We start from the raw sequence: 21,869 nt of genomic DNA on the forward strand, positions 1-21,869 counted from the left end.
CCGGACAGTGATCGACGCCGTGGCGCGGCAGGACGCGCTTTCCCGTTCGGGGGCATTGCAGCGTGGCAGAGGGCCCTGATATGTCATGCAATCCGCCGAAATGAGCGCCGATCGATGCGATCTTACACCAACAATTAACCTGATTTGGATCAATTATCCAGCATGTGATCTACCGACATCACTTCGACCAGTCCCGGGCGGGAACGGCATCCGGCCTGCACGATCCGCGCCCGCGATCGCGCACCGCGATGCCGCCACCGCGCCCGCCCTGCCTCTGACAAACGGGCGCCGGCGCCCTATCTGGCGCACTCATGCCGACCAAGCGCCTGCTTGACGGCACCACCCGAACGCCGTCACCCTCGTACGCGTACACGTAAGGATCCCGGTTTCCCCATGCAGCTTGTCATCGTCGAATCGCCTGCCAAGGCCAAAACCATCGAGAAGTATCTCGGCAGCGACTATCGCGTGCTGGCCAGCTACGGCCATGTCCGCGACCTGCCGCCCAAGGACGGCTCGGTGGATCCCGACGACCAGTTCGCGATGACGTGGGAGAATTACGCCGACAAGTCGAAGCAGCTGAAAGCGATCACCGATCTTGCCAAGACCGCCGACCGCCTGATCCTCGCGACCGATCCGGATCGCGAGGGCGAGGCGATTTCGTGGCACGTCCGCGAGGTACTGCGCGCGCGCAAGGCACTGCCGAAGGAGGTCGAACGCGTCACCTTCAACGCGATCACCAAGGCGACCGTTACCGAGGCGATGAAGAATCCGCGCGAGCTCGACGACGATCTGATCGACGCCTACCGCGCCCGCCGTGCGCTCGATTACCTCGTGGGCTTCACGCTCTCGCCGGTGCTGTGGCGCAAGCTGCCCGGCGCCAAGTCCGCGGGCCGTGTCCAGTCCGTCTCGCTGCGCCTGATCGTCCAGCGCGAGCGCGAAATCGACGTGTTCAAGCCGCAGGAATACTGGTCCGTCACCGCCGAGATGGAGCATGACGGCACCGCGTTCCAGGCGCGCCTGACGCAGTTCGAGGGCAACAAGCTCGACCGCCTGTCGATCGGCAACGAAGGCGACGCGCTGCGTGCCAAGCAGGCGGTGCTCGACGGCAATTTCTCGGTCCAGACGGTCGAGACCAAGCCCGCCACGCGCAACCCGCCGCCGCCGTTCACGACCTCGACGCTGCAGCAGGAGGCGTCGCGCAAGCTCGGCTTCTCCGCCGATCACACGATGCGGATCGCGCAAGGGCTCTACGAGGACGGCGCGATCACCTATATGCGTACCGACGGCGTGCAGATGGACGGCAGCGCGATTTCAGCCGCGCGCCTCGCGGTCGCGAACCGCTTCGACGCGAGCTACGTCCCCGACAAGCCGCGCCAGTACCAGTCGAAGGCGAAGAACGCGCAGGAAGCGCATGAGGCGATCCGCCCGACCGATTTCGGCAAGGACAAGGCCGGCGGCGGCGATCATGCGCGGCTGTACGACCTGATCTTCAAGCGCGCGCTCGCCAGCCAGATGGCGTCGGCCCGCATGGAGCGCACCACGGTCGAGATGGCCGACGGCACGGGTCGCAACATCCTGCGCGCCACCGGTCAGGTCGTGCTCTTCCCCGGCTATCTCGCCTTGTACGAGGAAGGCGCCGACGACACGCAGGACGAGGACGCGCGCCGCCTGCCGCGGATGAAGGAGGGCGATGCGCCGGCCAAGAAGAAGGTCGACGCCGAGCAGCACTTCACCCAGCCGCCGCCGCGCTTCTCGGAGGCCAGCCTCGTCAAGCGGATGGAGGAGCTGGGCATCGGTCGCCCGTCCACCTATGCGTCGATCATCAAGACGCTGAAGGACCGTGCGTACGTCCGGATCGAGAAGAACCGCTTCTTCGCCGAGGAGAGCGGACGCCTCGTGACGGCGTTCCTCGAGCGCTTCTTCGAGAAATATGTCGGTTACGACTATACCGCGGAACTCGAGGAGGAACTCGACGACGTGTCGGGCGGCCGCGCGCAATGGCAGTCGGTGCTCGACGCGTTCTGGCGCGATTTCAAGCCGCGCACCAACGAGGTGATGGAGCAGCAGCCCAGCGCGATCACCGCCGAACTCGACACCTTCCTCGCGCCCTATCTGTTCCCCGCCAAGGCGGACGGCGGCGATCCGCGGCTCTGCCCGAATTGCGGCGAGGGGCAGCTCGCGCTGCGCGGCGGCAAGTTCGGCGCGTTCATCGCCTGCTCCAACTATCCCGAATGCAAATATACCCGCCGCTTCGCGCAGCCCGGTGGCGAGGCGGAAGGCGATACCGGACCCTCGACGCTCGGCGTCGATCCGGAGACGAACCTGCCCGTCGAGCGCAAGTCCGGCCGGTTTGGACCCTATATCCAGATCGGCGAGGGCGAGGCGCGCAAGATGGCGTCGATCCCGAAGGATATTGGCGAGCTCGACCTAGAATGGGCGCTGAAACTGCTGAACCTGCCACGGACGATCGGCGTGCACCCCGAAACGGGCGAACCGATCACCGCCGCGATCGGCCGTTACGGCCCGTACCTCAAGCATGCCGGGAAATATGCCCGCCTGACCTCGACCGCGGACGTGTTCGAGACGGGGATGAACGCGGCGGTCGTGAAGCTGGCCGAAGCGGCAGCGGGCGGTAGCCGACAGGCGCGTGGCGCGCAGGCCCCCCTCAAGGTGCTGGGCAACCATCCGCGCACCGAGGCGGAGATCAAGCTGATGGAGGGGCGTTACGGTCCCTATGTCACCGACGGCACGACGAATGCGACCCTGCCCAAGTCGATCGAGAAGGACCAGCTGACGCTGGAGGAAGCCGCCTCGCTGATCGACGCGCGGGCCGCGGCGGCGCCTGCGACGAAGAAGAAGAAGGCGCCCGCCAAGAAGCCCGCGGCGAAGAAGGCACCGGCCAAGACCGCTGCGGCCAAGGACGGGGAGGCGAAGGCGGCGCCGGTGAAGAAGGCACCGGCCAAGAAGGCGCCTGCGAAAAAGGCCGCGCCGAAGAAGAAGGCCGCAGCCGAATAACGCCCTGATCCTCCCCCGTCAGGGGGAGGATACAGACAGAAGGCTTACGCCGCGCGGCGTTGCGTCAACTGCATCCAGTCGCGCGCGGCGCGCTGCGCCACCGCAATGTCGCGTGGGCTCATGTCCTCGGCGATCTGCGCGCGGCATTCCTGCGCCGCGTGATTGCCCGACACCGCCGCCAGGTTGAACCATTTATGCGCCTCGATCAGGTCGAGCACGACGCCCGCGGTGCCGGTCGAATACACCATCCCGAGTTCGTAACACGCCCGCCCGTCGCCGCGCGCGGCATCGGCGAGGCGCCGTTCGATCAGGAAATTCTTGGTCTTGAGCCTGCCAGCCATTGTCGGTCCCCGCTGTTCCTGCCGACAGACTGGACCGACTCGGCCTGCACAATGGTTAACGGGGCATTCCGTAGGATTGCCTAGTCGACCGCGATATTGTCGATCAGCCGGGTCGTGCCCATCCGCGCCGCCGCGAGCAGGCGCCGCGGGCGGCCCGCGCCGGACTGTTCCGCACCCGTCTGCTCGACGAGAGTCTCGGCATCCGCGAGCGCGACATAGTCGATCGCGAAGCCCGCGCCGACCAGCGCGGTCCGGGCGTCGTCGAGCACGGCGGCGACATCCTCGCCGCGGGCGATCGCGCGCGCGGCAACGCCGAGCGCCCGCGGCAGCGCGACCGCCTGCCGGCGCTGGTCGTCGTCGAGATAGATGTTGCGCGACGACATGGCGAGGCCGTCATCGTCGCGCTGCGTCGGGACGCCGACGATCTCGATCGCGAAGTCGAGATCGGTGACCATCCGGCGGATGACGGCGAGCTGCTGGAAGTCCTTTTCACCGAAATAGGCGGCATCCGCGCCGACCTGGTTGAACAGCTTGGCGACGACGGTCGCGACGCCGTCGAAATGGCCGGGACGCGCGGCCCCGTCAAAGCCCTCGCTCACCCCGGCGACGCTGACATTGGTGGCAAAGCCGTCGGGATACATGACCTCGACGCCCGGCGCCCAGAGCAGGTCGCAGCCGACCTCGTTCAGCAGCCTGATGTCCGCCATCTCGCGCCGCGGATAGCGCGCGAGATCCTCGTTCGGGCCGAACTGTTTGGGGTTCACGAAGATCGACGCGACGACCTTCGTTCCCGGGCGTTTCGCCGCCTCGATCAGCGCGACATGGCCGGCGTGGAGCGCCCCCATCGTCGGGACGAGCGCGACGCGCTGGCCGGCCGCGCGGAACGCGGCGACGCTTTCGCGCAGCATATTCAGGTCCCTGACGGTGTCCACGTGAAACTCCCACTCGATAAGTACGGTCGCGGCTTCTATGAAGGGCGTCACTCACGATCAATAAGGAAACGCGCGTTGGCCACGGGCCCGGATTCCCCTCACGCTTCGACGCACGTCATCGTGTTCGCCAACGAGAAGGGCGGCACGGGCAAATCGACGACCGCGGTCCATGTCGCGATCGCGCTGGCCGCCAGGGGCGCGCGCGTCGCCTGTCTCGACCTCGACCACCGCCAGCGCACCGTCGGCCGCTATCTCGACAACCGCGCCGAGACGATCAAGCGCACCGGCTCCGCGCTGCCGATGCCGCGTCACGCGACGCTGTCGGCGCAGACCGAGGACCAGTTCGAGGACCTGTGGCATGCGCTGTGCGCGGACTCGGATTTCCTCGTCGTCGACACGCCCGGCCGCGACGATCGGTTTGCGCGCACCGCCGCCGCGCTCTCGAACACGCTGGTCACGCCGATGAACGACAGCTTCGTCGATTTCGACCTGATCGGGCAGGTCGATCCCGAAACCTTCCAGGTGACGCGGCCGAGCTTCTATTCCGAGCTGATCTGGGACGCGCGCAAGCAGCGCGCCCGCGCGGACGGGACGACGATCGACTGGGTCGTGCTGCGCAACCGGCTGCAGCATATCGAGGCGCGCAACATGCGCCGCGTCTCGGATGCGCTGGTCCAGCTGTCGAAGCGGGTCGGATTCCGGATCATCCCGGGGCTCGGCGAACGCGTCATCTACCGCGAGATGTTCCCCGCCGGGCTGACGATGATCGATGCGAAGGAATTCGGCGGCATGGGGCTGGCGCACGTCGCCGCGCGCCAGGAACTGCGCGAGATGATGGCGGCGCTGCAGCTGCCCGAGCTGGTCACCGAAACCGCGCCGCGCGCCGCCGCGCCGTCGTCGCCCGGCCCCGTGTCGGATGTCGCTGCATGACGGACCGCACCACGGTCCGCCGCAGGGCCGCGGCGTGACGTGGATCGCCACCGCACTGCTGATCTGGCTGGCCTGGCGGTATCTGCGCCCCAAGCCGAAACAGCGCGTGGTGACCGACGAAGCGGAAGCGCGCGCGATCCTAGGGATCGATGCGCTTGCGGATGCGGACGCGGTCCGCAGCGCGCACCGGCGGCTGATCGCCTCGGTCCATCCCGACCGCGGCGGCTCGACCGACCTGACGCGGCGGGTGAACGCCGCGCGCGACCTGCTGCTCAAACGCACGCGATAAGCCGACACAGAGACGTATGACGCATCAGTTCGACCCCAGCGCGCTGCGCGAATATGACGTTCGCGGGATCGTCGGCAAAAGCCTTGGCCCCGCAGATGCCACCGCGATCGGCCGGGGGTTCGCGACGCGCGTGCGCAGCGTCGGCGGCACCCGCGTGGCGGTCGGCTATGACGGTCGCCTGTCCTCCCCCGCACTCGAGGCGGCGCTCGTCGCGGGGCTGGTCGCGGGCGGCGTCGACGTCGTCCGGATCGGTCTCGGCCCGTCGCCGATGCTCTATTATGCCGAGGCGACGCTAGAAGTGGATGGCGGCATCCACGTAACCGGCAGCCATAATCCCGCCGAGTATAACGGCTTCAAGATGGTATTGCGTCACGCCCCATTTTTCGGTGACGACATCCAGGATCTTGCCGCGCTTGCGGCGTCGGGCGCGTGGAGCGAAGGCGCCGGCGTGGTTACCACCGTCGACCTGCGCGATGCCTATGTTGGCCGGCTGATGGCGGGCTATGCCGGCGGCGCCTATAGGATCGGCTGGGATACGGGCAACGGCGCCGCGGGCCCGGTGATCGAGGCGCTGGTCAAGCTCCTCCCGGGTGAGCATCATGTGATCTTCGCCGAAGTCGACGGCAATTTTCCCAATCATCATCCAGATCCTACCGAAGAATCGAACCTTGCCGATCTGAAACGGCTCGTCACGAAAAACAACCTCGACTTCGGACTGGCCTTTGACGGCGATGGCGACCGGATCGGTGCGGTCGACGCGCTGGGACGGGTGATCTGGGGGGATCAGATCCTGTCCATATTGGTCGAGCCCGCGCTGCGCGAGCATCCCGGCGCATCGATCGTCGCGGACGTGAAGTCGTCCCAGGCGCTGTTCGACCGGATCACCACGCTTGGCGGCGAGGCGGTGATGGCGCCGACCGGGCACAGCTTGATGAAGACCGCGATGACGCGCACCGGCGCCCCGCTCGGCGGCGAGCTGAGCGGGCACCTGTTCTTCGCCGGCGACTATTACGGGTTCGACGACGCCGCCTATGCCGCGGTCCGCCTCATTCGCGCGGTGCATCTGTCGGGACAATCGCTGACCGCGCTGCACGATGCGATGCCGGCGCTGGTCGCGACGCCCGATCTGCGCTTCCCGGTCGACGACGCGGAGAAGTTCGCGGTGGTGGACGCGGTCGTCGCACGGCTGGCGCGCGATGGCGCGGTGGTCGACCTGACCGACGGCGCGCGCGTCACCACGCCCGATGGCTGGTGGCTGCTGCGCGCGTCGAACACGCAGGCGATGCTGACGGTGCGCGCCGAGGCACGCACCGACGACGCGCTTGCCAGCCTGCTCGCCGCGGTCGATGCGCACCTCGCGGCCTGCGGGGTGACGCGAGCCTGATCCGCGTGCCGCGATTGACTCGGGGCCGCGCTACCCTACCCTCCGCCATCATCCCAAGGAGTGCCGCGTGGAGCGACCCATCGACGAATTCCGGTCCAGCACGCGCCGCTGGCTGCTCGGCAGCTTTGCCGGCTGGGGAACGCTGCTGACCTGCCTGGTCGGCGTGGGTTTCGTGCTGATCGGGCTGCGCTGGCTCCGGAACCGGAGCACGACCTTCGAGATCACCGACCAGCGGCTGATCGTGAAGCGCGGCATCCTGTTCAAGACGATCGACGAGATCGAGCTCTACCGGATCAAGGACGTCCGGCTCGGCTATTCGCTGCTCAACCAGATGACCGACATCGGCACGATCGTGCTGACGTCGACCGATCGCACGACCGGCGGCGGCGAATTCGTCCTGCGCGACGTGCCGATGGCGCGCGACCGGCGCGAGGGGCTGCGCACGCTCGTCGACCGTGCGCGCCAGCGGCGCGGCGTGCGCGAGGTCGATATCGACCGCGACGGTGCATACGCGCTGGATTAGCCGCGCTTTTGTCCCCACATGGCAGTCATGGCGCCATCTTATGCAAAGCCCAAACCCCAGCCGCAGATGATCCGGGTCATCGACCTCGAGACCACCGGATCGGCTCCCCCCGCGCACGGCGTGTGCGAGATCGGCTGGCAGGACGTCGCGCTGGGCGAGGACGGGCGCTGGGAAATCTACGGCGAGGGCGGCAGCCTGCTGGTCAATCCCGGCCGGCTGATCCCGCCGGTGACGCAGGCGATCCACCATATTCTCGACGAGCATGTCGCCGATGCGCCCTGGTGGCATGATTGCGCGCGCCAGGTGCTCGATCCCTGGCCGCGACGGCTCGCGCTGGCCGCGCACCGCGCCGATTTCGAGCAGAAATTCTGTACTCCCGCGCTGACGCGCGACGCCGAATGGATCTGCACCTGGAAATGCGCGCTGCGGCTTTGGCCCGATTCGCCGAGCTTTTCGAACCAGGTGCTGCGCTATTGGCGCAAGCCCGCGGGGATGGAGCATGAGCGCGGCCTGCCCGCGCATCGCGCCTTCCCCGACGCCTATGTCACCGCGTTTCATCTGCGTGACATGCTCAACGAGGCGAGCCTGGCGCAGCTGATCGAATGGTCGCGCGATCCCGGCCTGATCCCACGCGTGCGCTATGGCCCCGACCGCGGCAAGGAATGGTCCGAACTGGATCACGAGACCCTGATGGCGTTCCTGACCGATCGCGATCCCGATATCCGCTTCACCGCCAATCACGAGATGGATCGGCGCAGTGGTGGCGGCCGTGTCGGCAAGGCGAGCGCGCAGGAACTGTTGCTTTAGCGCGACTTCGCCGCGGATACATATAATCCGTACCAAAACATGACGCGCGTTTATATTATTCGTGAATTGAACTATGATCGTGTCTCCTTCGGTGAAGTGGAGACCCTTCATGCGCAAGTTCATCATCACTGCTGCAGCATTTGCAATCGCTACGATGCCGGCCACCGCGAATGCAGCCACCAACGCAGCGGCGCCATTGTCTGTCGCCAAGTCGGTGCGTGTATCGACGCAGACCGTCAGGAAGACCAAGCTTGCCGGTCCGAGCCTGATCGTCCCCCTGCTGGCAACGGTTGTCATCGTGGGCGGCGCCATTCTGCTCGCCTCGAGCGACGACGATGATTCGGACAGCAACTGAGCAAACGAACGGCGTAGCGATGTCATCCGCTCGAACGGCAGCGGTCTCGCCTTGTCGGGCGGGTTAGAGGGCCTGCCAAAGTCGAACCATGACGACGATATCACCGGGTCATGATGATCCGTGATCTTGATGGCCATCCCGACCGATCGCGATTGCGATCTCCGGGTCTCGGCCAATCCCGCGATCGATGCGGCACAGTGGCGACCGCCGCGTTGGCAAGGCCAGCACCCGAAAACTGTTGCCCTAGGGTCACGGTCGGCGACCGATAATTGCCCCCGATTGGTTTAGACGTTGCTTCATTTTTAATACAAACGCCTATACTGTGCGCTCTTCTCATAAAGTTACGGAGTTGTTCTCATGCGTAAGATCCTTCTCACGGCTGCTGCCGTTGCCGTCTCGGCCATGCCCGTCGCGGCGAATGCTGCTGCAAATTCCGCAGCGTCGCTGTCGGTCGCCAAGTCGGTGCGCGCTGCATCGCCGACTGCCAAGAAGAACAAGGTTGCCGGTGCCGGTCTGGTCATCGTCGCCGTCGCTGCCGTTGCCGTGGGCGGCGCGCTGTATCTCGCGATCGACGACGACAACAACTCCGACAGCAACTAAGACATAACGGGGTCGGCGCTGGCGCCGGCCCCACCCTGGCGGGCCGGTGTCGATGCCCATCCGGCGCGGCCAGACGCCCCGATCCTCGCAATCGCCGTCGCGCAGCCGCCGGTATCCACCCTCTCCGGCCGCCGTCCGTCAGTATCGCTGGCGTAACGATAGGCGGTATCCTAGACGGGTCGCATATGGCGCGTATCAGCTTGAAACTTCCCCAGTCGGAAGGGCGCATCGCCCGCTGGCTGGTCGCGTTCATGACGCTCGGCTTCGTCGCGCTGGCCGCTGCCGCGGTCGCGATCGGCTGGATCACGGTGCGTAACGCGCGCTACACCGCCGATATCCTTCATACGCAGGACGTCCGCCAGGCGATCGCCACGTTGCAGGTCGAGATGGAGCAGTCGGAGACCGCGCGGCGCGGCTATCTTCTCACCGGCCTGCCCCTGTTCTCGACGGCGTATGAGACGACGGCCCAACGGCTCGCGCCGGCGCTGACGGCGCTGCGCTCCTCGACCCACGACAATCCACGCCAGACCGCGCGGCTCGACTTGATCGAACCGCGGGTGGGCCAGTTGCGCAGCCTGCGGACCCAGTCGATCGCGCTGGTCGACGCGGGCCGGATCGGCGAGGCGCAACGCCGGTTCGCGGTTGATGCGAGCGTCCCGCTGATGCGCAGCATCCGCTACCGGCTGCGGGCGATGGCGGCCGAGGAAGTTCGCCTGCTCGAGATCCGTAGTGACCGCCAGCAACGCTCAAACGCGTTGTTCCTTTCGGTGGCGGGCGTCGCGGCGTTGCTGCTGCTCGTCGTGGCGATCCTCGCGATCCTGGTGATCCGGCGCTACACCGCCGATCTCGGCGCGTCGCGCGACCGGCTGCACCTGCTCAACGAGACGCTCGAGGATCAGGTGGTCGAACGGACCGCGGATCTCAGCCGGGCGAATGACGAGATCCAGCGTTTCGCCTATATCGTCAGCCACGACCTGCGCTCGCCGCTCGTCAACGTGATGGGCTTCACCGCGGAGCTGGCCGAGGCCGCCGCGCCGCTGGCGGCGCTGATCGACCGGGCGGAGGCGATCGCGCCGGAGATCGTCACGCCCGAGGCGCGGATCGCCGCGCGCGAGGACCTGCCCGAGGCGATCGGCTTCATCCGCGCCTCGACGCAGAAGATGGACCGACTGATCAACGCGATCCTGAAGCTGTCGCGCGAGGGGCGGCGGTCGATCACCCCCGAACCGGTCGACCCGGCCGCCGTCGGCGACGCGATCGTCGCGTCGATCCAGCATCTGATCGACGATCGCGGCGCGACCGTCACGATCGACCGCCCGCTGCCCGCACTCGTCACCGACCGGCTCGCGCTCGAGCAGATCCTGTCGAACCTGATCGAGAATGCGACCAAATATCTCCAGCCCGGGCGGCCGGGCGCGATCCGGCTTGCCGGCACGCGCGAGCGCAACCGCGTGATCCTGTCGGTCATCGACAATGGCCGCGGGATCGCGCCGGGCGATCACCAGCGCGTCTTCGACCTGTTCCGGCGTGCCGGGCCACAGGACCAGCCCGGCGAGGGCATCGGCCTCGCGCATGTCCGCGCGCTGGCCTATCGGCTCGGCGGGACGATCGACGTGGTCTCGACGCTCGGCGAAGGCGCGACCTTCCGGCTCAACCTTCCCTTCGACCTCAGGTTACAGGATCCCGTGGCATGAACGATCACAAATCCGTCGGCATCGTGATGATCGAGGATGACGAGGGCCATGCGCGCCTCATCGAGAAGAACATCCGTCGTGCGGGCATCCTCAACGATATCCGCCATTTCACCGATGGCACGACCGCGCTCGACTTCCTGTTCGATGCGGCCGACGGTCCGGCGAAGAGCGGCCCCGCGCTGATCCTGCTCGACCTCAACCTGCCCGACATGAGCGGCACCGACATCCTCGCGCGGATCAAGGCGGAGGGCAGCCCGTTGCGACGCGCGCCCGTCGTCGTGCTGACGACCACCGACGACAAGGTCGAGATCCAGCGCTGCTATGATCTCGGCTGCAACGTCTATATCACCAAGCCGGTCAATTATGAGAGCTTTGCCCAGGCGATCCGCCAGCTCGGCCTGTTTCTGTCGGTGATCCAGGTCCCCTCGGCCGAGAGTTGAATGACCGGTAAACGCGTTCTCTATATCGATGACGATGCGGGTATCCGGCGGCTGGTCGGGCGCGCGATGGAGCGTCGCGGGTATCATATGACGCTGGCCGAATCGGGCGCGGACGGGATCGCGATGGCGCGCGCCGAACCGTATGACCTGATCGCGGTCGATCATTACATGCCCGGGATGGACGGGCTTGAGACGCTCAACGTGCTGCGCGCGCTGCCCGATGCGCCGCCCGTCGTCTATGTCACCGGGTCAGACGAGGGACGGATCGCGGTCGCCGCGCTGAAGGCGGGGGCGGCCGACTATGTCGTGAAGACCGTCGGCGAGGAGTTTTTCGAGCTGCTCGATGCGGCGTTCGAGCAGGTCGGCGCGCGATCGGTGCTGCAACAGGCCAAGGCCGTCGCCGAGGCCGATCTGCGCGCTACCAATGCGCGGCTCGAGGCGCTGCTCGGCGAGGTGAACCACCGCGTCGCCAATTCGCTGCAGCTGGTCTCGGCGATGGTCAGCCTGCAGGCCGGCGCGCTGACCGACCCGGCCGCGCGCGAGGCGCTCGAGGATACGCAGCGGCGGATCCAGGCGATCGCGCAGGTCCATCGCCGCCTGTATACGAGCAACGACGTCGAAAGCGTCGACATGCGCGAATATCTCGGCGCACTGGTCGACGAACTGGCGGAGACCTGGTCGAGCGAGGCGCTGCCACGCGCGTTGCGGCTGGTCGCCGAACCGATCCGGCTGGCGACCGACCGCGCGGTGTCGCTGGGCGTCATCGTCACCGAACTCGTCACCAATGCCTGCAAATACGCCTATCCCGCGGGATCGGGCGAGGTCCGCGTGACGCTGTCGCAGACCGACGACGGCCAGTTCCTGCTGGCGGTCGAGGATGATGGCTGCGGCATGCCCGCCGATGCCACGCCCCGCGGTACGGGGCTCGGCACCAAGCTGATCCGCGCGATGGCGCAGAGCCTGCATTCGATCGTCGAATATGACCGCGCGCATCGCGGCGTCCGCGCGACGCTCCGCGCCGAGGTGCGCTGACCGCCGTCAGTTGCGAGCAGGATTGTCGATGGTGGCGCGCACGTGCGGCTCTGGACAGCGGCGACCCGCGCTCCTATTTGTTTATCGCGATAAACAGATAGGAGATTCAGCATGTCGGTCGATGTGAAATACAGCACCACGGCAACCGCCACCGGCGGTCGTGACGGTCAGGCACGGTCGGAGGACGGCCGGTTCGCGGTGGCCCTGTCGACGCCCAAGGAGCTTGGTGGCGCCGGTGGTGACGGGAGCAACCCGGAACAGCTGTTCGCGGCGGGCTATTCGGCCTGCTTCATCGGCGCGCTGAAGGTCGCCGGACAGCAGCTGAAGGTGAAGCTGCCCGACGATGTGTCGGTGACCGCCAAGGTCGGCATCGGTCCGCGCAGTGCGGGCGGGTTCGGCATCACCACCGATCTGACCGTCACGCTGCCGGGGCTCGACCGCGAGCAGGCGCAGAAGCTGGTCGATACCGCGCACCAGATCTGCCCCTATTCGAACGCCACGCGCGGCAATGTCGATGTCGGCCTGACGCTCGCCTGACCCACGGGGTGGCCGGCCGCGCGAGCGGCCGGCCGTTCCGTCACGCGCCCGCGGCGTCGACCTGGTCGAGATAGTCCGCATACCCCTCGGCTTCCATCGCGTCGCGCGGGACGAAGCGGAGTGCGGCCGAGTTGATGCAGTAGCGCAGCCCGCCGCGGTCGCGCGGCCCGTCCTCGAAGACATGCCCCAGATGGCTGTCCGCGCCTGCCGAGCGGACCTCGGTGCGGACCATGCCGTGGCTGCGGTCATGCAGTTCGGCGACATGCGCGGGGGTGATCGGCTTGGTGAAACTTGGCCAGCCGCAATGCGAATCGAACTTGTCGGCCGACGCGAACAGCGGTTCGCCCGACACGATGTCGACATAGAGCCCGGGTTCGCGGGTGTTGAGATAGGATCCCGTCCCGGGCCGCTCGGTACCGCTTTCCTGCGTGACGTAATATTGCTCGGGCGTCAGCTTGGCGAGCGCGGCGTCGGTCTTCTTATACTCTGTCATGCGGTCCTCTCACGCGGCGATCCGCGTCGGTTGGCCGGCCGGAATGCGCGAAAGCTGCGTCCGGTCAGCAGGTTGCCGACGGGATATAGGGGGCGTTGGCGCTATAGGAATGGCCGCGCGACGGTGATGGCCAGCCCGATGAGCCGGTGCCCGGGCCGCGATCGTCGCAATCCCGGGGCATGTGGGGCCCATCCGCACGGCACGCCTTGCCAGCATTCAGCCTTTCATCTAGTATTAACCATCGAAACTCATTCCGTTTACCATGATGCGTCATGATGTACGGCAATGATCGACGACCATCCCAAGTCAAGACCATGCATGTCCACGTAGATCTACGTGGAAAATATTGTACATTTGTTCAGGTCTTCGCAATGCCATTGGCGTAGAACTGGATCGATGAGGCGGCATGTTTTCAAGAAGCCTCTTGATGACAGATACGGCTCGACATGAGTGGCGCAAGGTATGTCCTGCTGCGCCCAGTCCTGGGAATTACCAATGGCTATCAACAACATGCGCGTCCAATTCGCGCTGGCGTCCGCGCTCGGCCTGACCGCTTTCGTCGGCCTTCCGGCATCGGCGCAGACCACCGGCACGACGATCGCCGCCAACGCCGAAGTCACCGAGAGCTGCGTGGTCACCTCGACCGCCCTGCAGTTCGGCGGCGCCGATGTGACCGATGGCGCCGCGCATGCGGGCACCGGTGGTCTGAACGTCATGTGCACGATGAACACAGGATGGACCGCAACGGCAAATATCGGCACCGGCACCGGCGCAACGATGGCCTTGCGCGGGATGACCTCGACCGCCGGGGGCGGCCAGCCGCTGAACTACGTCCTGTACAATGACAACACCACGACCAGCCCATGGGGTGATGGCACGGGCGGCACCTTGCCGATCACCGGCACCGGCACCGGCGCCATTGTGCCGATCGTGCTGGCCGGCAGCATCCCGGCTGGCCAGACGGGCATACCAGCAGGAACCTATGCGGATGTCGTCCAGGTCACGGTTAACTACTAAGCTCTTCAAGCAATGCGCTTCATGAGCCTCTTGCAGACCGGTCGCCTCACGGCGGCCGGTCTTTGCATGGCCGCCGCCATCGCCCTGCCCGGCGATGCGGTCGCGAGCAACTTCCGCGTCAGCCCGGTCACGCTCACCCTGCCCGCCAACCGCCCGATCGGATCGCTGACCATCACCAATGGCGAGGATGTACCGGTATCGATCCGGGTGTCCGCCTTTCGCTGGACCCAGGTCGACGGCAAGGACGTCTATACGCCGACCGACGACCTGATCGCGTCGCCACCCATCTTCACCGCCGCGACGCGGGCGCCGCAACTCGTCCGCATCGGTGTGCGGCACCGCGTGCCCAATGCCGCCTATCGCGTGATGCTGCAGGAGATCCCCGGGCCGGCGACGGCGAACGGCGTGCGTATCGCGGTCAAGTTGAACCTGCCGCTCTATATCGTCGCCGATCCGGCCGCCAAGGCTGACGTCGCCTGGACCGCCTGGCGGCGTCCGGCCGGCGACATCGTGCTCGAGGCGCGCAACACCGGCGGCGCGATCGCGCAGGTCACCGGCATCGCGCATCGGACGGGGACGGGTACGGGGACGGGCACGGGCACGGGCGGCACATCGACCGTGCTGAGCAACGCGATGGGCGTCGTCCTGCCGCAAAGCATGCGCCAATGGGAGATCGGCAAGCACCCCGAACTCACGACCGGGACACCGCTGACGCTCGCGATCCGCACCGCCGATGGCGAGCACGAAGTCACGGCGAATCTGGCCGCGCGCTAGTCTGGCAATCGTGCTTCTGGCCGCGGGTTCGCCCGGCATCGCTGCCGACCCCGCGCCCATCCCGGCTGCGGGGCAGGCTGCGGCGCCGGCGGACCTGCGTCTGGCGTTGCTCGCGATCCGGATCAACGGCATCGATCAGCCCGATCCGGTCTGGGTGCTGTACGATGCGGATGCGCTGTACGTCACCGCCGACGCGGCGCGCGCGTGGCGGCTGGTGCTGAAAGAGGACAATACGCGGCTGTTCGAGGGCGAGACCTATCTTCGGCTCGACACGGCGGAAGGACTCGTCGCTGGCCTCGACGATGCGACGCAGACGTTGTCGATCACCGCGCCGGCCGCATTGTTCATGCCGTCGAGCGCGCTGCTGTCGGGCCGGACCGACGGACCGATGACGCGCAGCGGGATCGGCGGTTTCCTCAATTACGACCTGTCCGCACAGACCGCGTCGGGCGCGTCCTCGCTCGACGGTCTGTTCGAGCTGGGCGCGTTCAGCGGCGCGGGGACGATGGGGACGGGCTTCATCGCCGGCACGGGGAATAGTGGCGACGGACGGCGCAGCCTCGTCAGGCTGGATACCAACTGGACGATCGACGACCCGGCGCGGCTGCGATCGCTGCGGATCGGCGATGGCGTGACGCGCGGCAGCACCGGGACCGGTGCGCTGCGGTTCGCGGGCCTCCAGCTCGCGACCAATTTCGCGACGCAGCCGGGCTATCTGACGATGGCGCTGCCGACGCTGAACGGCAGCGCGGCCGTCCCCTCGGTCGTCGACCTTTATGTCAACAACATCCTCCAGAACCGCCAGACGGTCGCGTCCGGACCGTTCGCGCTGACCGACGTCCCGGTGGTCAATGGCAGCGGCGATATCCAGCTGGTGGTGCGCGATGCGCTGGGTCGCGAGACGCGGGTGACGCAATCCTATTATGCCGCGCCGCAGATCCTGCGCCGGGGGCTGCATGATTTCTCGTACGAGATCGGCGTGTTGCGGCGCAATTTCACGCGGGCGAGCTTCGACTATGGCACGCCGATCCTGTCGGCGACGCATCGCTACGGTGTGACCGAGCGGCTGACGGTCGAGGCGCATGGCGAAACCACCCGCAAGATGCAGGCGACCAGCATGCAGGTCAGCGCCTTGTGGCCCGCGGTCGGGATCTTCTCGCTCTCGGCCGCGGGCAGCCATTCGGACCGGGGCGGCGGCGGCCTGTTCGGGATCGGGTTCGAACGCCAGACGCGCGGCCTGTCGCTGGGCGGCAATGGCGAGATCACCACCGCGGACTATGCGACGGTCGGCGATTCGATTGCCTATCGGCGCGCGCGCAGCACGGTGACCGGCTTTATCGGCACGCCCACGCCCTATGGATCGGTCACCGCTTCTCTCCTGTGGCGACGCAGCCGCGACCAGCGCGGCGATATCCTGTCGGGCAATGCCAATGCGTCAATGCGGCTCCGTCGGATCGGCGCGCTCAGCCTCAATGCGAGCCGGAGCTTTGCCGGCGCGCGCGACACGACGGTGCAGTTCCGCCTCACCGTCCCGTTCGGCCAGCGGACGAGCGCCACCGCCGGCGTGCAGCTTCGCGACGGCGAGCTCGGCGCGACGACGACGCTGCAACGCAACCTCCCTTATGGAGACGGCGTCGGATACCGGCTGCAGGCGGAAACCGGGGCGATCGAGCGGCTTGATGCAGAGGTCAATGCCCAGAGCGGCATCGGCCGTGTCGATGCGCAGGTGACCCGGCTGAACGGTGCGTCGGGCGCGCGGCTGCAGCTGGTCGGATCGGTCGCGACGGTCGATGGCGCGGTGTTCGCCGCGCGTCGGATCGAGCAGAGCTTCGGGACCGTGCGCGTCGGCCCCTACGCCAATGTCCGCGTCTATTCGGACAACCAGCTGGTCGGCCGGACGAACGCGGCGGGCGTGCTGGTCATCCCGCGGCTGCTGCCGTTTCAGGACAATCATATCCGGATCGAGGCCGAGGACCTGCCGCTCGACGCGATCATCGACGAGACCAAGCGTACGGTGCGGCCCTATGATCGCAGCGGCGTCGCGGTACGGTTCGGCGCACGCGCGGCAAGCGATGCGCGGCTCCGGGTGGTCGGTGCGGACGGCAACCCGCTTCCCGCCGGCACCGTGCTTCACCTGAACGGCGCGGGCGAAGCCTTTCTGCTGGCGCCCGGCGGCGACGCTTATCTGACCGGGCTGGCCACGCGCAATCGCGTGTCCGCCACCTTTGCCGGCGGCGGGTGCGCTTTCGCCTTCGACTTCGTCCCCGCCGGACAGACCCAACCCGATCTCGGAACCTTCACATGCACCTCATGATCGGTCGCAGCGCGATCGCCGCCGCGTTTGTCTTCGCGCTACTCGCGACCGCGGCGCCGGCAGCGGCAGCCAGTTGCAGCGTCAGTCCGCAGCAACTGAGTCTGGGCCGCTATGATCCGTTCGCATCGGCGCCACAGGATGCCGTCACCAGCATCGCGATCAGCTGCGACGTCGAAACCAGCGTCGTCATCGCGATCGGCCCGGGCAATGGCGACTATGGCGCGCGGACCATGACCGGCGGCGCCCAGGCGCTGCTCTACAATCTTTATGTCGATCCTGCGCACTCCAGGGTCTGGGGTGACGGCACCAATGGCAGCAGCACCGTCAGCAGCACCGCGGTCGCGACCAGCACCGCGATTCCCGTCTATGCCCGTGCGCCGGCCCGGCAGACGCAGCTGAAACCGGGATCCTACAGCGACATCCTCTGGGTCAGCATCACCTATTGAACGCCCGCGACAGCCCCCTCGAACTCTTAAACTTTACCGTGTAACGCCGAATTTCATCGTCCCGGCCGCGGCACCATTTTCGGGCCCCTGGCACCGCCACCGACCGGAGCAGCCATGATCCTATACGTCATCGACGACGACAGCGGCACGCGGCGGCATCTGCAGGCCTGTCTGAAGCCGTCGGGCATCACGGTCTGGCCCTTTGCCCATGCCGACCTGTTCCTCGAGCAATTGCCCACGCTCAAGCCTGCGCCGATCCTGATCGAGCTGCGGACGCCGCCGGCGCACGGCCTGGGGCTGCTCTCCGCGCTGGCACAACGCGACATCCGCTGGCCGGCGATCGCGATCACGGCGCGGACCGATGCGACGGTCACCGTCGAGGCGATGAAACTGGGCGCGACCGAGGTGCTCGACATGCCACTCGAGCCCGAAACGCTGGCGGCCGCGCTGGACCGCGCGTTCGAACGGGTCGCGACGCTGGTGAACTGGACGGCGCAGCGCGGCGCGGCGCGCGCGCGTCTCGATCTGCTGACCGAACGCGAACGCAATGTCGTGCGCGCGATGATCGTCGGCCAGACCAACAAGGCGATCGCGCAGGCGATGGCGATCAGCCCGCGTACGGTCGAGGGGCATCGCGCACAGGCGCTGCGCAAGCTGAACGTCAGCAGTGTGGCGGAGATGGTCTATGTCGCCGTAGATGGCGGGCTTGCGCCCCGCGAACGCTGGCTCGACACCCCCGAACTCGCGCGCAGCCTGCGTGAGGGGTCGCCACTGGCGAACCACGTGTCACAGCTGCCCGACCCGGGCCGGTCCCGCTTCGACAATTTCGCCGCGACCTCTCCCGATGGCATTCTATGTGCGGATCATGACGGCCGGATCATCGTCTGGAACGCGGCGTGCGAGACGCTGTTCGGTTTCAGCACCGATCAGGCTCTGGGTCAGACGATCGCCATCATCGATCCGCGAGAACGGGGTAACGCCCTGAGCCTGCAGCAACTTGCGGCCCGCGGCGCTGCGCATCTGGTCGGGACGACCGTCACCCTCGACGCGACGCACCGCGGCGGGTCGAAACTGGCCGTCACCCTGTCGCTGTCGATGTGGCGCGAGGACGGCCAGACGCATTTCGGCGCGATCATCCGCAAGACCGACGCGCCACGCCTTGCCAAACCGGACTGACGCACCCGGATCGGACGATCCCTGCGCGTCGGTCCGGGGAAGCGAAACGCGCCCTAGACGTCGAGATTGGCGACGTTGAGCGCGTTGTCCTGGATGAATTCGCGGCGCGGTTCCACGACTTCGCCCATCAGCTGCGTGAAGATCTCGTTCGCGCTCTCGGCATTGACCGCGGTCACGCGCAGCATCGAGCGGACCGACGGATCGAGCGTGGTTTCCCACAGCTGTTCCGCGTTCATCTCGCCCAGCCCCTTGTAGCGCTGGATCGCGAGGCCCTTGCGGCCCGCGGCGAGGATCGCGTCGAGCAGATGGCTCGGGCGCGACACCTGCGTCGAGCCGCGCGTCGCGACCGCGGTGGCGGACCCGATCACGCCGGCACCGGTCTCTGCGGCGTCCTCCGCCTCGGGCTCGTCGGCGTGCGCCGCCTTGCTCGCGGGGACGAGGTTCGAGGTGCGCGCATAGCTGTCCGACTGCTCGGCCGACAAAGCGTGCAGCTTGCGCGCCTCGGCCGAGACGAGGAAGCTCGCCTCGATGATGTGGTGATCGGTCACCCCGCGCCATGCGCGCTGGAAATGGATGCCGCCATCCTGCGTCAGCTCGGCGGTCCAGCGCGCATCGCCGTCGTCGAGTTCGAGGCGCCGCGTGACGATCTCGAGCCGCGACGTGCGGTCCGCGACCGACGCCTCGGGATCGAACACGCCGCCCAGCGCCAGCGCCTCGATCATGCCCGCGTCATAGCGCTTGGGGACGTAGCGCATCAGCGTGCGCATGCGGCGCGCATGATCGACCAGATCCTTCAGGTCGCGACCCGAGCGGGCGCCACCGGGCCCTTCGAGGACCATCGACCCGACGCCCGCATCGACCAGATATTCGTCGAGCGCGGCATCGTCCTTCAGGTACATTTCGGAGCGGCCCTTGGTCGCCTTGTAGAGCGGCGGCTGCGCGATGTAGAGATAGCCGCCCTCGATGATCTTGGGCATGTGACGGTAGAACAGCGTCAGTAGCAGCGTGCGGATGTGCGCGCCGTCGACGTCTGCGTCGGTCATGATGACGATCTTGTGGTAACGCAGCTTGTCCGCGTTGAAGTCGTCGCGGATGCCGGTGCCCATCGCGGTGATGAGCGTGCCGATCTCGCGGCTCGACAACATGCGATCCTCGCGCGCGCGTTCGGTGTTCAGGATCTTGCCGCGCAGAGGAAGGATCGCCTGGAAATGGCGATCGCGGCCCTGCTTGGCCGAACCGCCTGCCGAGTCACCCTCGACCAGGAACAGCTCGGACTTGGCGGGATCGCGCTCCTGGCAGTCGGCGAGCTTGCCGGGCAGCGAGGCGATGTCCATCACGCCCTTGCGGCGGGTCAGTTCGCGGGCGCGCTTGGCAGCTTCGCGCGCGGCGGCGGCGTCGATGATCTTGGCGACGATCGCCTTGCCGTGCGCGGGGTTCTCCTCGAGCCATTCGGCCATCTTGTCGGCCATCAGGCTTTCCAAGGGCTGGCGGACTTCGGACGAGACGAGCTTGTCCTTGGTCTGGCTGCTGAACTTCGGATCGGGCAGCTTGACCGAGACGATCGCGGTCAGCCCCTCGCGCATGTCCTCGCCGGTGAGCTGGACCTTTTCCTTCTTCAACAGGCCCGACTTCTCGGCATAGTTGTTGAGCGTGCGCGTCAGCGCGGCGCGGAACGCGGCCATGTGCGTGCCGCCGTCGCGCTGCGGGATGTTGTTCGTGAAGGCGAGGACGTTCTCGTAATAGGAGTCGTTCCACTGCAGCGCGACGTCCATCGTGACGTCGTCGCGCGTGCCGCTGATCGCTACCGGCTCGGGCATCAACGGCAGCTTGGCGCGATCGAGATACTTCACGAATGCGGCGATCCCGCCCTCGTAATAGAGCTCGACGGTCTTCAGTTCCTCGTGCCGCGCGTCGGTCAGGAACAGGCGCACGCCCGAATTGAGGAAGGCGAGCTCGCGGTAGCGGTGCTCGAGCTTGTCGAAGTCGAAATCGGTGATCTTGAAGGTCGCGGGCGACGGGAAGAAGGTGACGCGCGTCCCCTTCTGGCCCTCGGCCGCGTCGCCGACGATCTTGAGCGGGAGCACCGCGTCGCCGAACGCGAAGCGCATGTAATGCTCCTTGCCGTCGCGCCAGATCGTCAGGTCGAGCCATTCGCTGAGCGCGTTGACGACCGAGACGCCGACGCCGTGCAGGCCGCCCGAGACCTTGTAGGCGTTCTCGTCGCTCGTGTTCTCGAACTTACCGCCGGCGTGGAGCTGGGTCATGATGACCTCGGCTGCGGACACGCCTTCCTCGGTGTGGATGCCGGTCGGGATGCCGCGGCCATTGTCGGTGACGCTGACCGAACCGTCGGCGTTCAGGACGATGTCGATCCGGTCGCAATGCCCGGCAAGCGCCTCGTCGATCGCGTTGTCGCTGACCTCGAACACCATGTGGTGGAGGCCCGACCCGTCGTCGGTGTCGCCGATATACATGCCGGGGCGCTTGCGGACCGCGTCGAGGCCCTTGAGGACCTTGATCGAGTCTGCGCCATAGTCGCCCTGGTTGGGCAGGTTGGGATTGTTGGATTCAGGGTTGGATGCCATGCCCAGCATATAGGCATCGCACGCCCGAAACGGAAGCGAAATGGCCTGTGGCGCCGGGGTGGTGGTGCCTGCCCCTCTCCCCTTGGGGGAGAGGGAGGGAGGAGCCGCAGGCGACGGAAGGGTGAGGGGGTGTCGCGGGGCGCTCCCGAGCCTCACTTGCCCTCACCCTTCCCACGGCAAGGGCC

At 67.0% G+C, this 21,869-nt stretch carries 21 protein-coding genes; 17 read left to right on the plus strand and 4 right to left on the minus strand.

Annotation, left to right across the window (positions count from 1 at the left end; genetic code table 11):
• Window positions 1-393 precede the first annotated feature (393 nt).
• The gene (gene topA / locus IFT71_RS10280; RefSeq protein WP_192140673.1) at window positions 394-3,015 is read left to right on the plus strand and encodes a type I DNA topoisomerase; all 2,622 of its coding nucleotides are present in this window, start codon (window positions 394-396) and stop codon (window positions 3,013-3,015) included.
• Between the two features lie 44 nt (window positions 3,016-3,059).
• Here topA and IFT71_RS10285 read toward each other — a convergent pair whose 3' ends face one another.
• A complete protein-coding gene (locus IFT71_RS10285) occupies window positions 3,060-3,356 on the minus strand; it encodes a sel1 repeat family protein (protein WP_159511910.1) in 297 nt (98 codons plus the stop codon).
• An 80-nt stretch (window positions 3,357-3,436) separates the two neighbouring features.
• The gene (gene panC / locus IFT71_RS10290; protein WP_192140675.1) at window positions 3,437-4,288 is read right to left on the minus strand and encodes a pantoate--beta-alanine ligase; all 852 of its coding nucleotides are present in this window, start codon (window positions 4,286-4,288) and stop codon (window positions 3,437-3,439) included.
• Window positions 4,289-4,363: 75 nt separating this feature from the next.
• On the opposite strand from panC, the gene IFT71_RS10295 reads away from it, so the two are divergent.
• The 11 genes from IFT71_RS10295 (at window position 4,364) to IFT71_RS10345 (ending at window position 12,879) form a co-directional block, all read left to right on the plus strand.
• Window positions 4,364-5,218 (plus strand): division plane positioning ATPase MipZ, encoded by an 855-nt coding sequence (locus tag IFT71_RS10295; protein WP_244654861.1) that lies wholly within the window; start codon window positions 4,364-4,366, stop codon window positions 5,216-5,218.
• A gap of 34 nt (window positions 5,219-5,252) precedes the next feature.
• A complete protein-coding gene (locus IFT71_RS10300; RefSeq protein WP_031396256.1) occupies window positions 5,253-5,507 on the plus strand; it encodes a molecular chaperone DnaJ in 255 nt (84 codons plus the stop codon).
• A 16-nt stretch (window positions 5,508-5,523) separates the two neighbouring features.
• Window positions 5,524-6,891 carry a phosphoglucomutase/phosphomannomutase PgmG gene (gene pgmG, locus IFT71_RS10305; protein WP_192140677.1) on the plus strand — a complete coding sequence of 456 codons (1,368 nt, stop codon included), beginning with the start codon at window positions 5,524-5,526 and terminating at the stop codon, window positions 6,889-6,891.
• Between the two features lie 67 nt (window positions 6,892-6,958).
• Window positions 6,959-7,414, plus strand: a complete 456-nt coding sequence (locus tag IFT71_RS10310) for a PH domain-containing protein (protein WP_031440476.1) — start codon at window positions 6,959-6,961, stop codon at window positions 7,412-7,414.
• 27 nt (window positions 7,415-7,441) lie between these two features.
• Window positions 7,442-8,221, plus strand: coding sequence for an exonuclease domain-containing protein (locus tag IFT71_RS10315; protein WP_042467016.1), 780 nt, complete (start codon window positions 7,442-7,444; stop codon window positions 8,219-8,221).
• A gap of 109 nt (window positions 8,222-8,330) precedes the next feature.
• Window positions 8,331-8,576 carry a hypothetical protein gene (locus tag IFT71_RS10320; protein ID WP_037529102.1) on the plus strand — a complete coding sequence of 82 codons (246 nt, stop codon included), beginning with the start codon at window positions 8,331-8,333 and terminating at the stop codon, window positions 8,574-8,576.
• A 357-nt stretch (window positions 8,577-8,933) separates the two neighbouring features.
• Complete coding sequence (locus IFT71_RS10325; protein ID WP_031394821.1) at window positions 8,934-9,176, plus strand: hypothetical protein; 243 nt, start codon at window positions 8,934-8,936, stop codon at window positions 9,174-9,176.
• 185 nt (window positions 9,177-9,361) lie between these two features.
• On the plus strand, window positions 9,362-10,870 hold the full coding sequence (locus IFT71_RS10330) for a sensor histidine kinase (RefSeq protein ID WP_192098006.1): 1,509 nt from the start codon (window positions 9,362-9,364) through the stop codon (window positions 10,868-10,870).
• On the plus strand, window positions 10,867-11,310 hold the full coding sequence (locus tag IFT71_RS10335) for a response regulator (protein WP_031394819.1): 444 nt from the start codon (window positions 10,867-10,869) through the stop codon (window positions 11,308-11,310). Before IFT71_RS10330 ends, IFT71_RS10335 begins: the two co-directional genes overlap by 4 nt.
• Window positions 11,311-12,342 carry a sensor histidine kinase gene (locus IFT71_RS10340; protein WP_056673507.1) on the plus strand — a complete coding sequence of 344 codons (1,032 nt, stop codon included), beginning with the start codon at window positions 11,311-11,313 and terminating at the stop codon, window positions 12,340-12,342.
• A 111-nt stretch (window positions 12,343-12,453) separates the two neighbouring features.
• Window positions 12,454-12,879, plus strand: a complete 426-nt coding sequence (locus IFT71_RS10345; protein ID WP_107930848.1) for an organic hydroperoxide resistance protein — start codon at window positions 12,454-12,456, stop codon at window positions 12,877-12,879.
• 40 nt (window positions 12,880-12,919) lie between these two features.
• On the opposite strand, the gene msrB is transcribed toward IFT71_RS10345, so the two are convergent.
• Window positions 12,920-13,372: a peptide-methionine (R)-S-oxide reductase MsrB gene (gene msrB / locus IFT71_RS10350; RefSeq protein WP_031440471.1), complete on the minus strand. Its 453-nt coding sequence runs from the start codon at window positions 13,370-13,372 to the stop codon at window positions 12,920-12,922.
• Between the two features lie 495 nt (window positions 13,373-13,867).
• Here msrB and IFT71_RS10355 point away from each other — a divergent pair, with 495 nt between their 5' ends.
• The 5 genes from IFT71_RS10355 (at window position 13,868) to IFT71_RS10375 (ending at window position 19,099) form a co-directional block, all read left to right on the plus strand.
• Window positions 13,868-14,389 (plus strand): Csu type fimbrial protein, encoded by a 522-nt coding sequence (locus tag IFT71_RS10355; RefSeq protein ID WP_192140679.1) that lies wholly within the window; start codon window positions 13,868-13,870, stop codon window positions 14,387-14,389.
• A 21-nt stretch (window positions 14,390-14,410) separates the two neighbouring features.
• Complete coding sequence (locus IFT71_RS10360; protein WP_192140681.1) at window positions 14,411-15,163, plus strand: fimbrial biogenesis chaperone; 753 nt, start codon at window positions 14,411-14,413, stop codon at window positions 15,161-15,163.
• A gap of 10 nt (window positions 15,164-15,173) precedes the next feature.
• Window positions 15,174-17,477 (plus strand): fimbria/pilus outer membrane usher protein, encoded by a 2,304-nt coding sequence (locus IFT71_RS10365; protein WP_192140683.1) that lies wholly within the window; start codon window positions 15,174-15,176, stop codon window positions 17,475-17,477.
• Window positions 17,465-17,923 (plus strand): Csu type fimbrial protein, encoded by a 459-nt coding sequence (locus tag IFT71_RS10370; RefSeq protein ID WP_192140684.1) that lies wholly within the window; start codon window positions 17,465-17,467, stop codon window positions 17,921-17,923. Before IFT71_RS10365 ends, IFT71_RS10370 begins: the two co-directional genes overlap by 13 nt.
• Window positions 17,924-18,037: 114 nt before the next feature.
• Entirely contained in the window at window positions 18,038-19,099 is a 1,062-nt protein-coding gene (locus tag IFT71_RS10375) for a LuxR C-terminal-related transcriptional regulator (protein WP_192140685.1), read from the plus strand.
• 53 nt (window positions 19,100-19,152) lie between these two features.
• Here IFT71_RS10375 and gyrB read toward each other — a convergent pair whose 3' ends face one another.
• Window positions 19,153-21,684: a DNA topoisomerase (ATP-hydrolyzing) subunit B gene (gene gyrB, locus IFT71_RS10380; RefSeq protein ID WP_031440465.1), complete on the minus strand. Its 2,532-nt coding sequence runs from the start codon at window positions 21,682-21,684 to the stop codon at window positions 19,153-19,155.
• Window positions 21,685-21,869: the final 185 nt, after the last annotated feature.

Origin of the sequence: Sphingomonas sp. CFBP 13733 (assembly GCF_014841795.1) — a bacterium.
Taxonomy (GTDB): domain Bacteria; phylum Pseudomonadota; class Alphaproteobacteria; order Sphingomonadales; family Sphingomonadaceae; genus Sphingomonas; species Sphingomonas aerolata.

Excerpts from the sequence above, each read along its gene's own strand:
- IFT71_RS10360 (WP_192140681.1), top strand. The coding sequence starts at position 14,411 with ATGAGCCTCTTGCAGACCGGTCGCCTCACGGCGGCCGGTCTTTGCATG.
- IFT71_RS10355 (WP_192140679.1), top strand. The coding sequence starts at position 13,868 with ATGGCTATCAACAACATGCGCGTCCAATTCGCGCTGGCGTCCGCGCTC.
- topA (WP_192140673.1), top strand. The coding sequence starts at position 394 with ATGCAGCTTGTCATCGTCGAATCGCCTGCCAAGGCCAAAACCATCGAG.
- IFT71_RS10330 (WP_192098006.1), top strand. The coding sequence starts at position 9,362 with ATGGCGCGTATCAGCTTGAAACTTCCCCAGTCGGAAGGGCGCATCGCC.
- gyrB (WP_031440465.1), bottom strand. The coding sequence starts at position 21,684 with ATGGCATCCAACCCTGAATCCAACAATCCCAACCTGCCCAACCAGGGC.
- IFT71_RS10345 (WP_107930848.1), top strand. The coding sequence starts at position 12,454 with ATGTCGGTCGATGTGAAATACAGCACCACGGCAACCGCCACCGGCGGT.
- IFT71_RS10320 (WP_037529102.1), top strand. The coding sequence starts at position 8,331 with ATGCGCAAGTTCATCATCACTGCTGCAGCATTTGCAATCGCTACGATG.
- msrB (WP_031440471.1), bottom strand. The coding sequence starts at position 13,372 with ATGACAGAGTATAAGAAGACCGACGCCGCGCTCGCCAAGCTGACGCCC.
- IFT71_RS10325 (WP_031394821.1), top strand. The coding sequence starts at position 8,934 with ATGCGTAAGATCCTTCTCACGGCTGCTGCCGTTGCCGTCTCGGCCATG.
- IFT71_RS10285 (WP_159511910.1), bottom strand. The coding sequence starts at position 3,356 with ATGGCTGGCAGGCTCAAGACCAAGAATTTCCTGATCGAACGGCGCCTC.
- IFT71_RS10335 (WP_031394819.1), top strand. The coding sequence starts at position 10,867 with ATGAACGATCACAAATCCGTCGGCATCGTGATGATCGAGGATGACGAG.
- IFT71_RS10340 (WP_056673507.1), top strand. The coding sequence starts at position 11,311 with ATGACCGGTAAACGCGTTCTCTATATCGATGACGATGCGGGTATCCGG.
- pgmG (WP_192140677.1), top strand. The coding sequence starts at position 5,524 with ATGACGCATCAGTTCGACCCCAGCGCGCTGCGCGAATATGACGTTCGC.
- IFT71_RS10370 (WP_192140684.1), top strand. The coding sequence starts at position 17,465 with ATGCACCTCATGATCGGTCGCAGCGCGATCGCCGCCGCGTTTGTCTTC.
- IFT71_RS10315 (WP_042467016.1), top strand. The coding sequence starts at position 7,442 with ATGGCGCCATCTTATGCAAAGCCCAAACCCCAGCCGCAGATGATCCGG.
- IFT71_RS10375 (WP_192140685.1), top strand. The coding sequence starts at position 18,038 with ATGATCCTATACGTCATCGACGACGACAGCGGCACGCGGCGGCATCTG.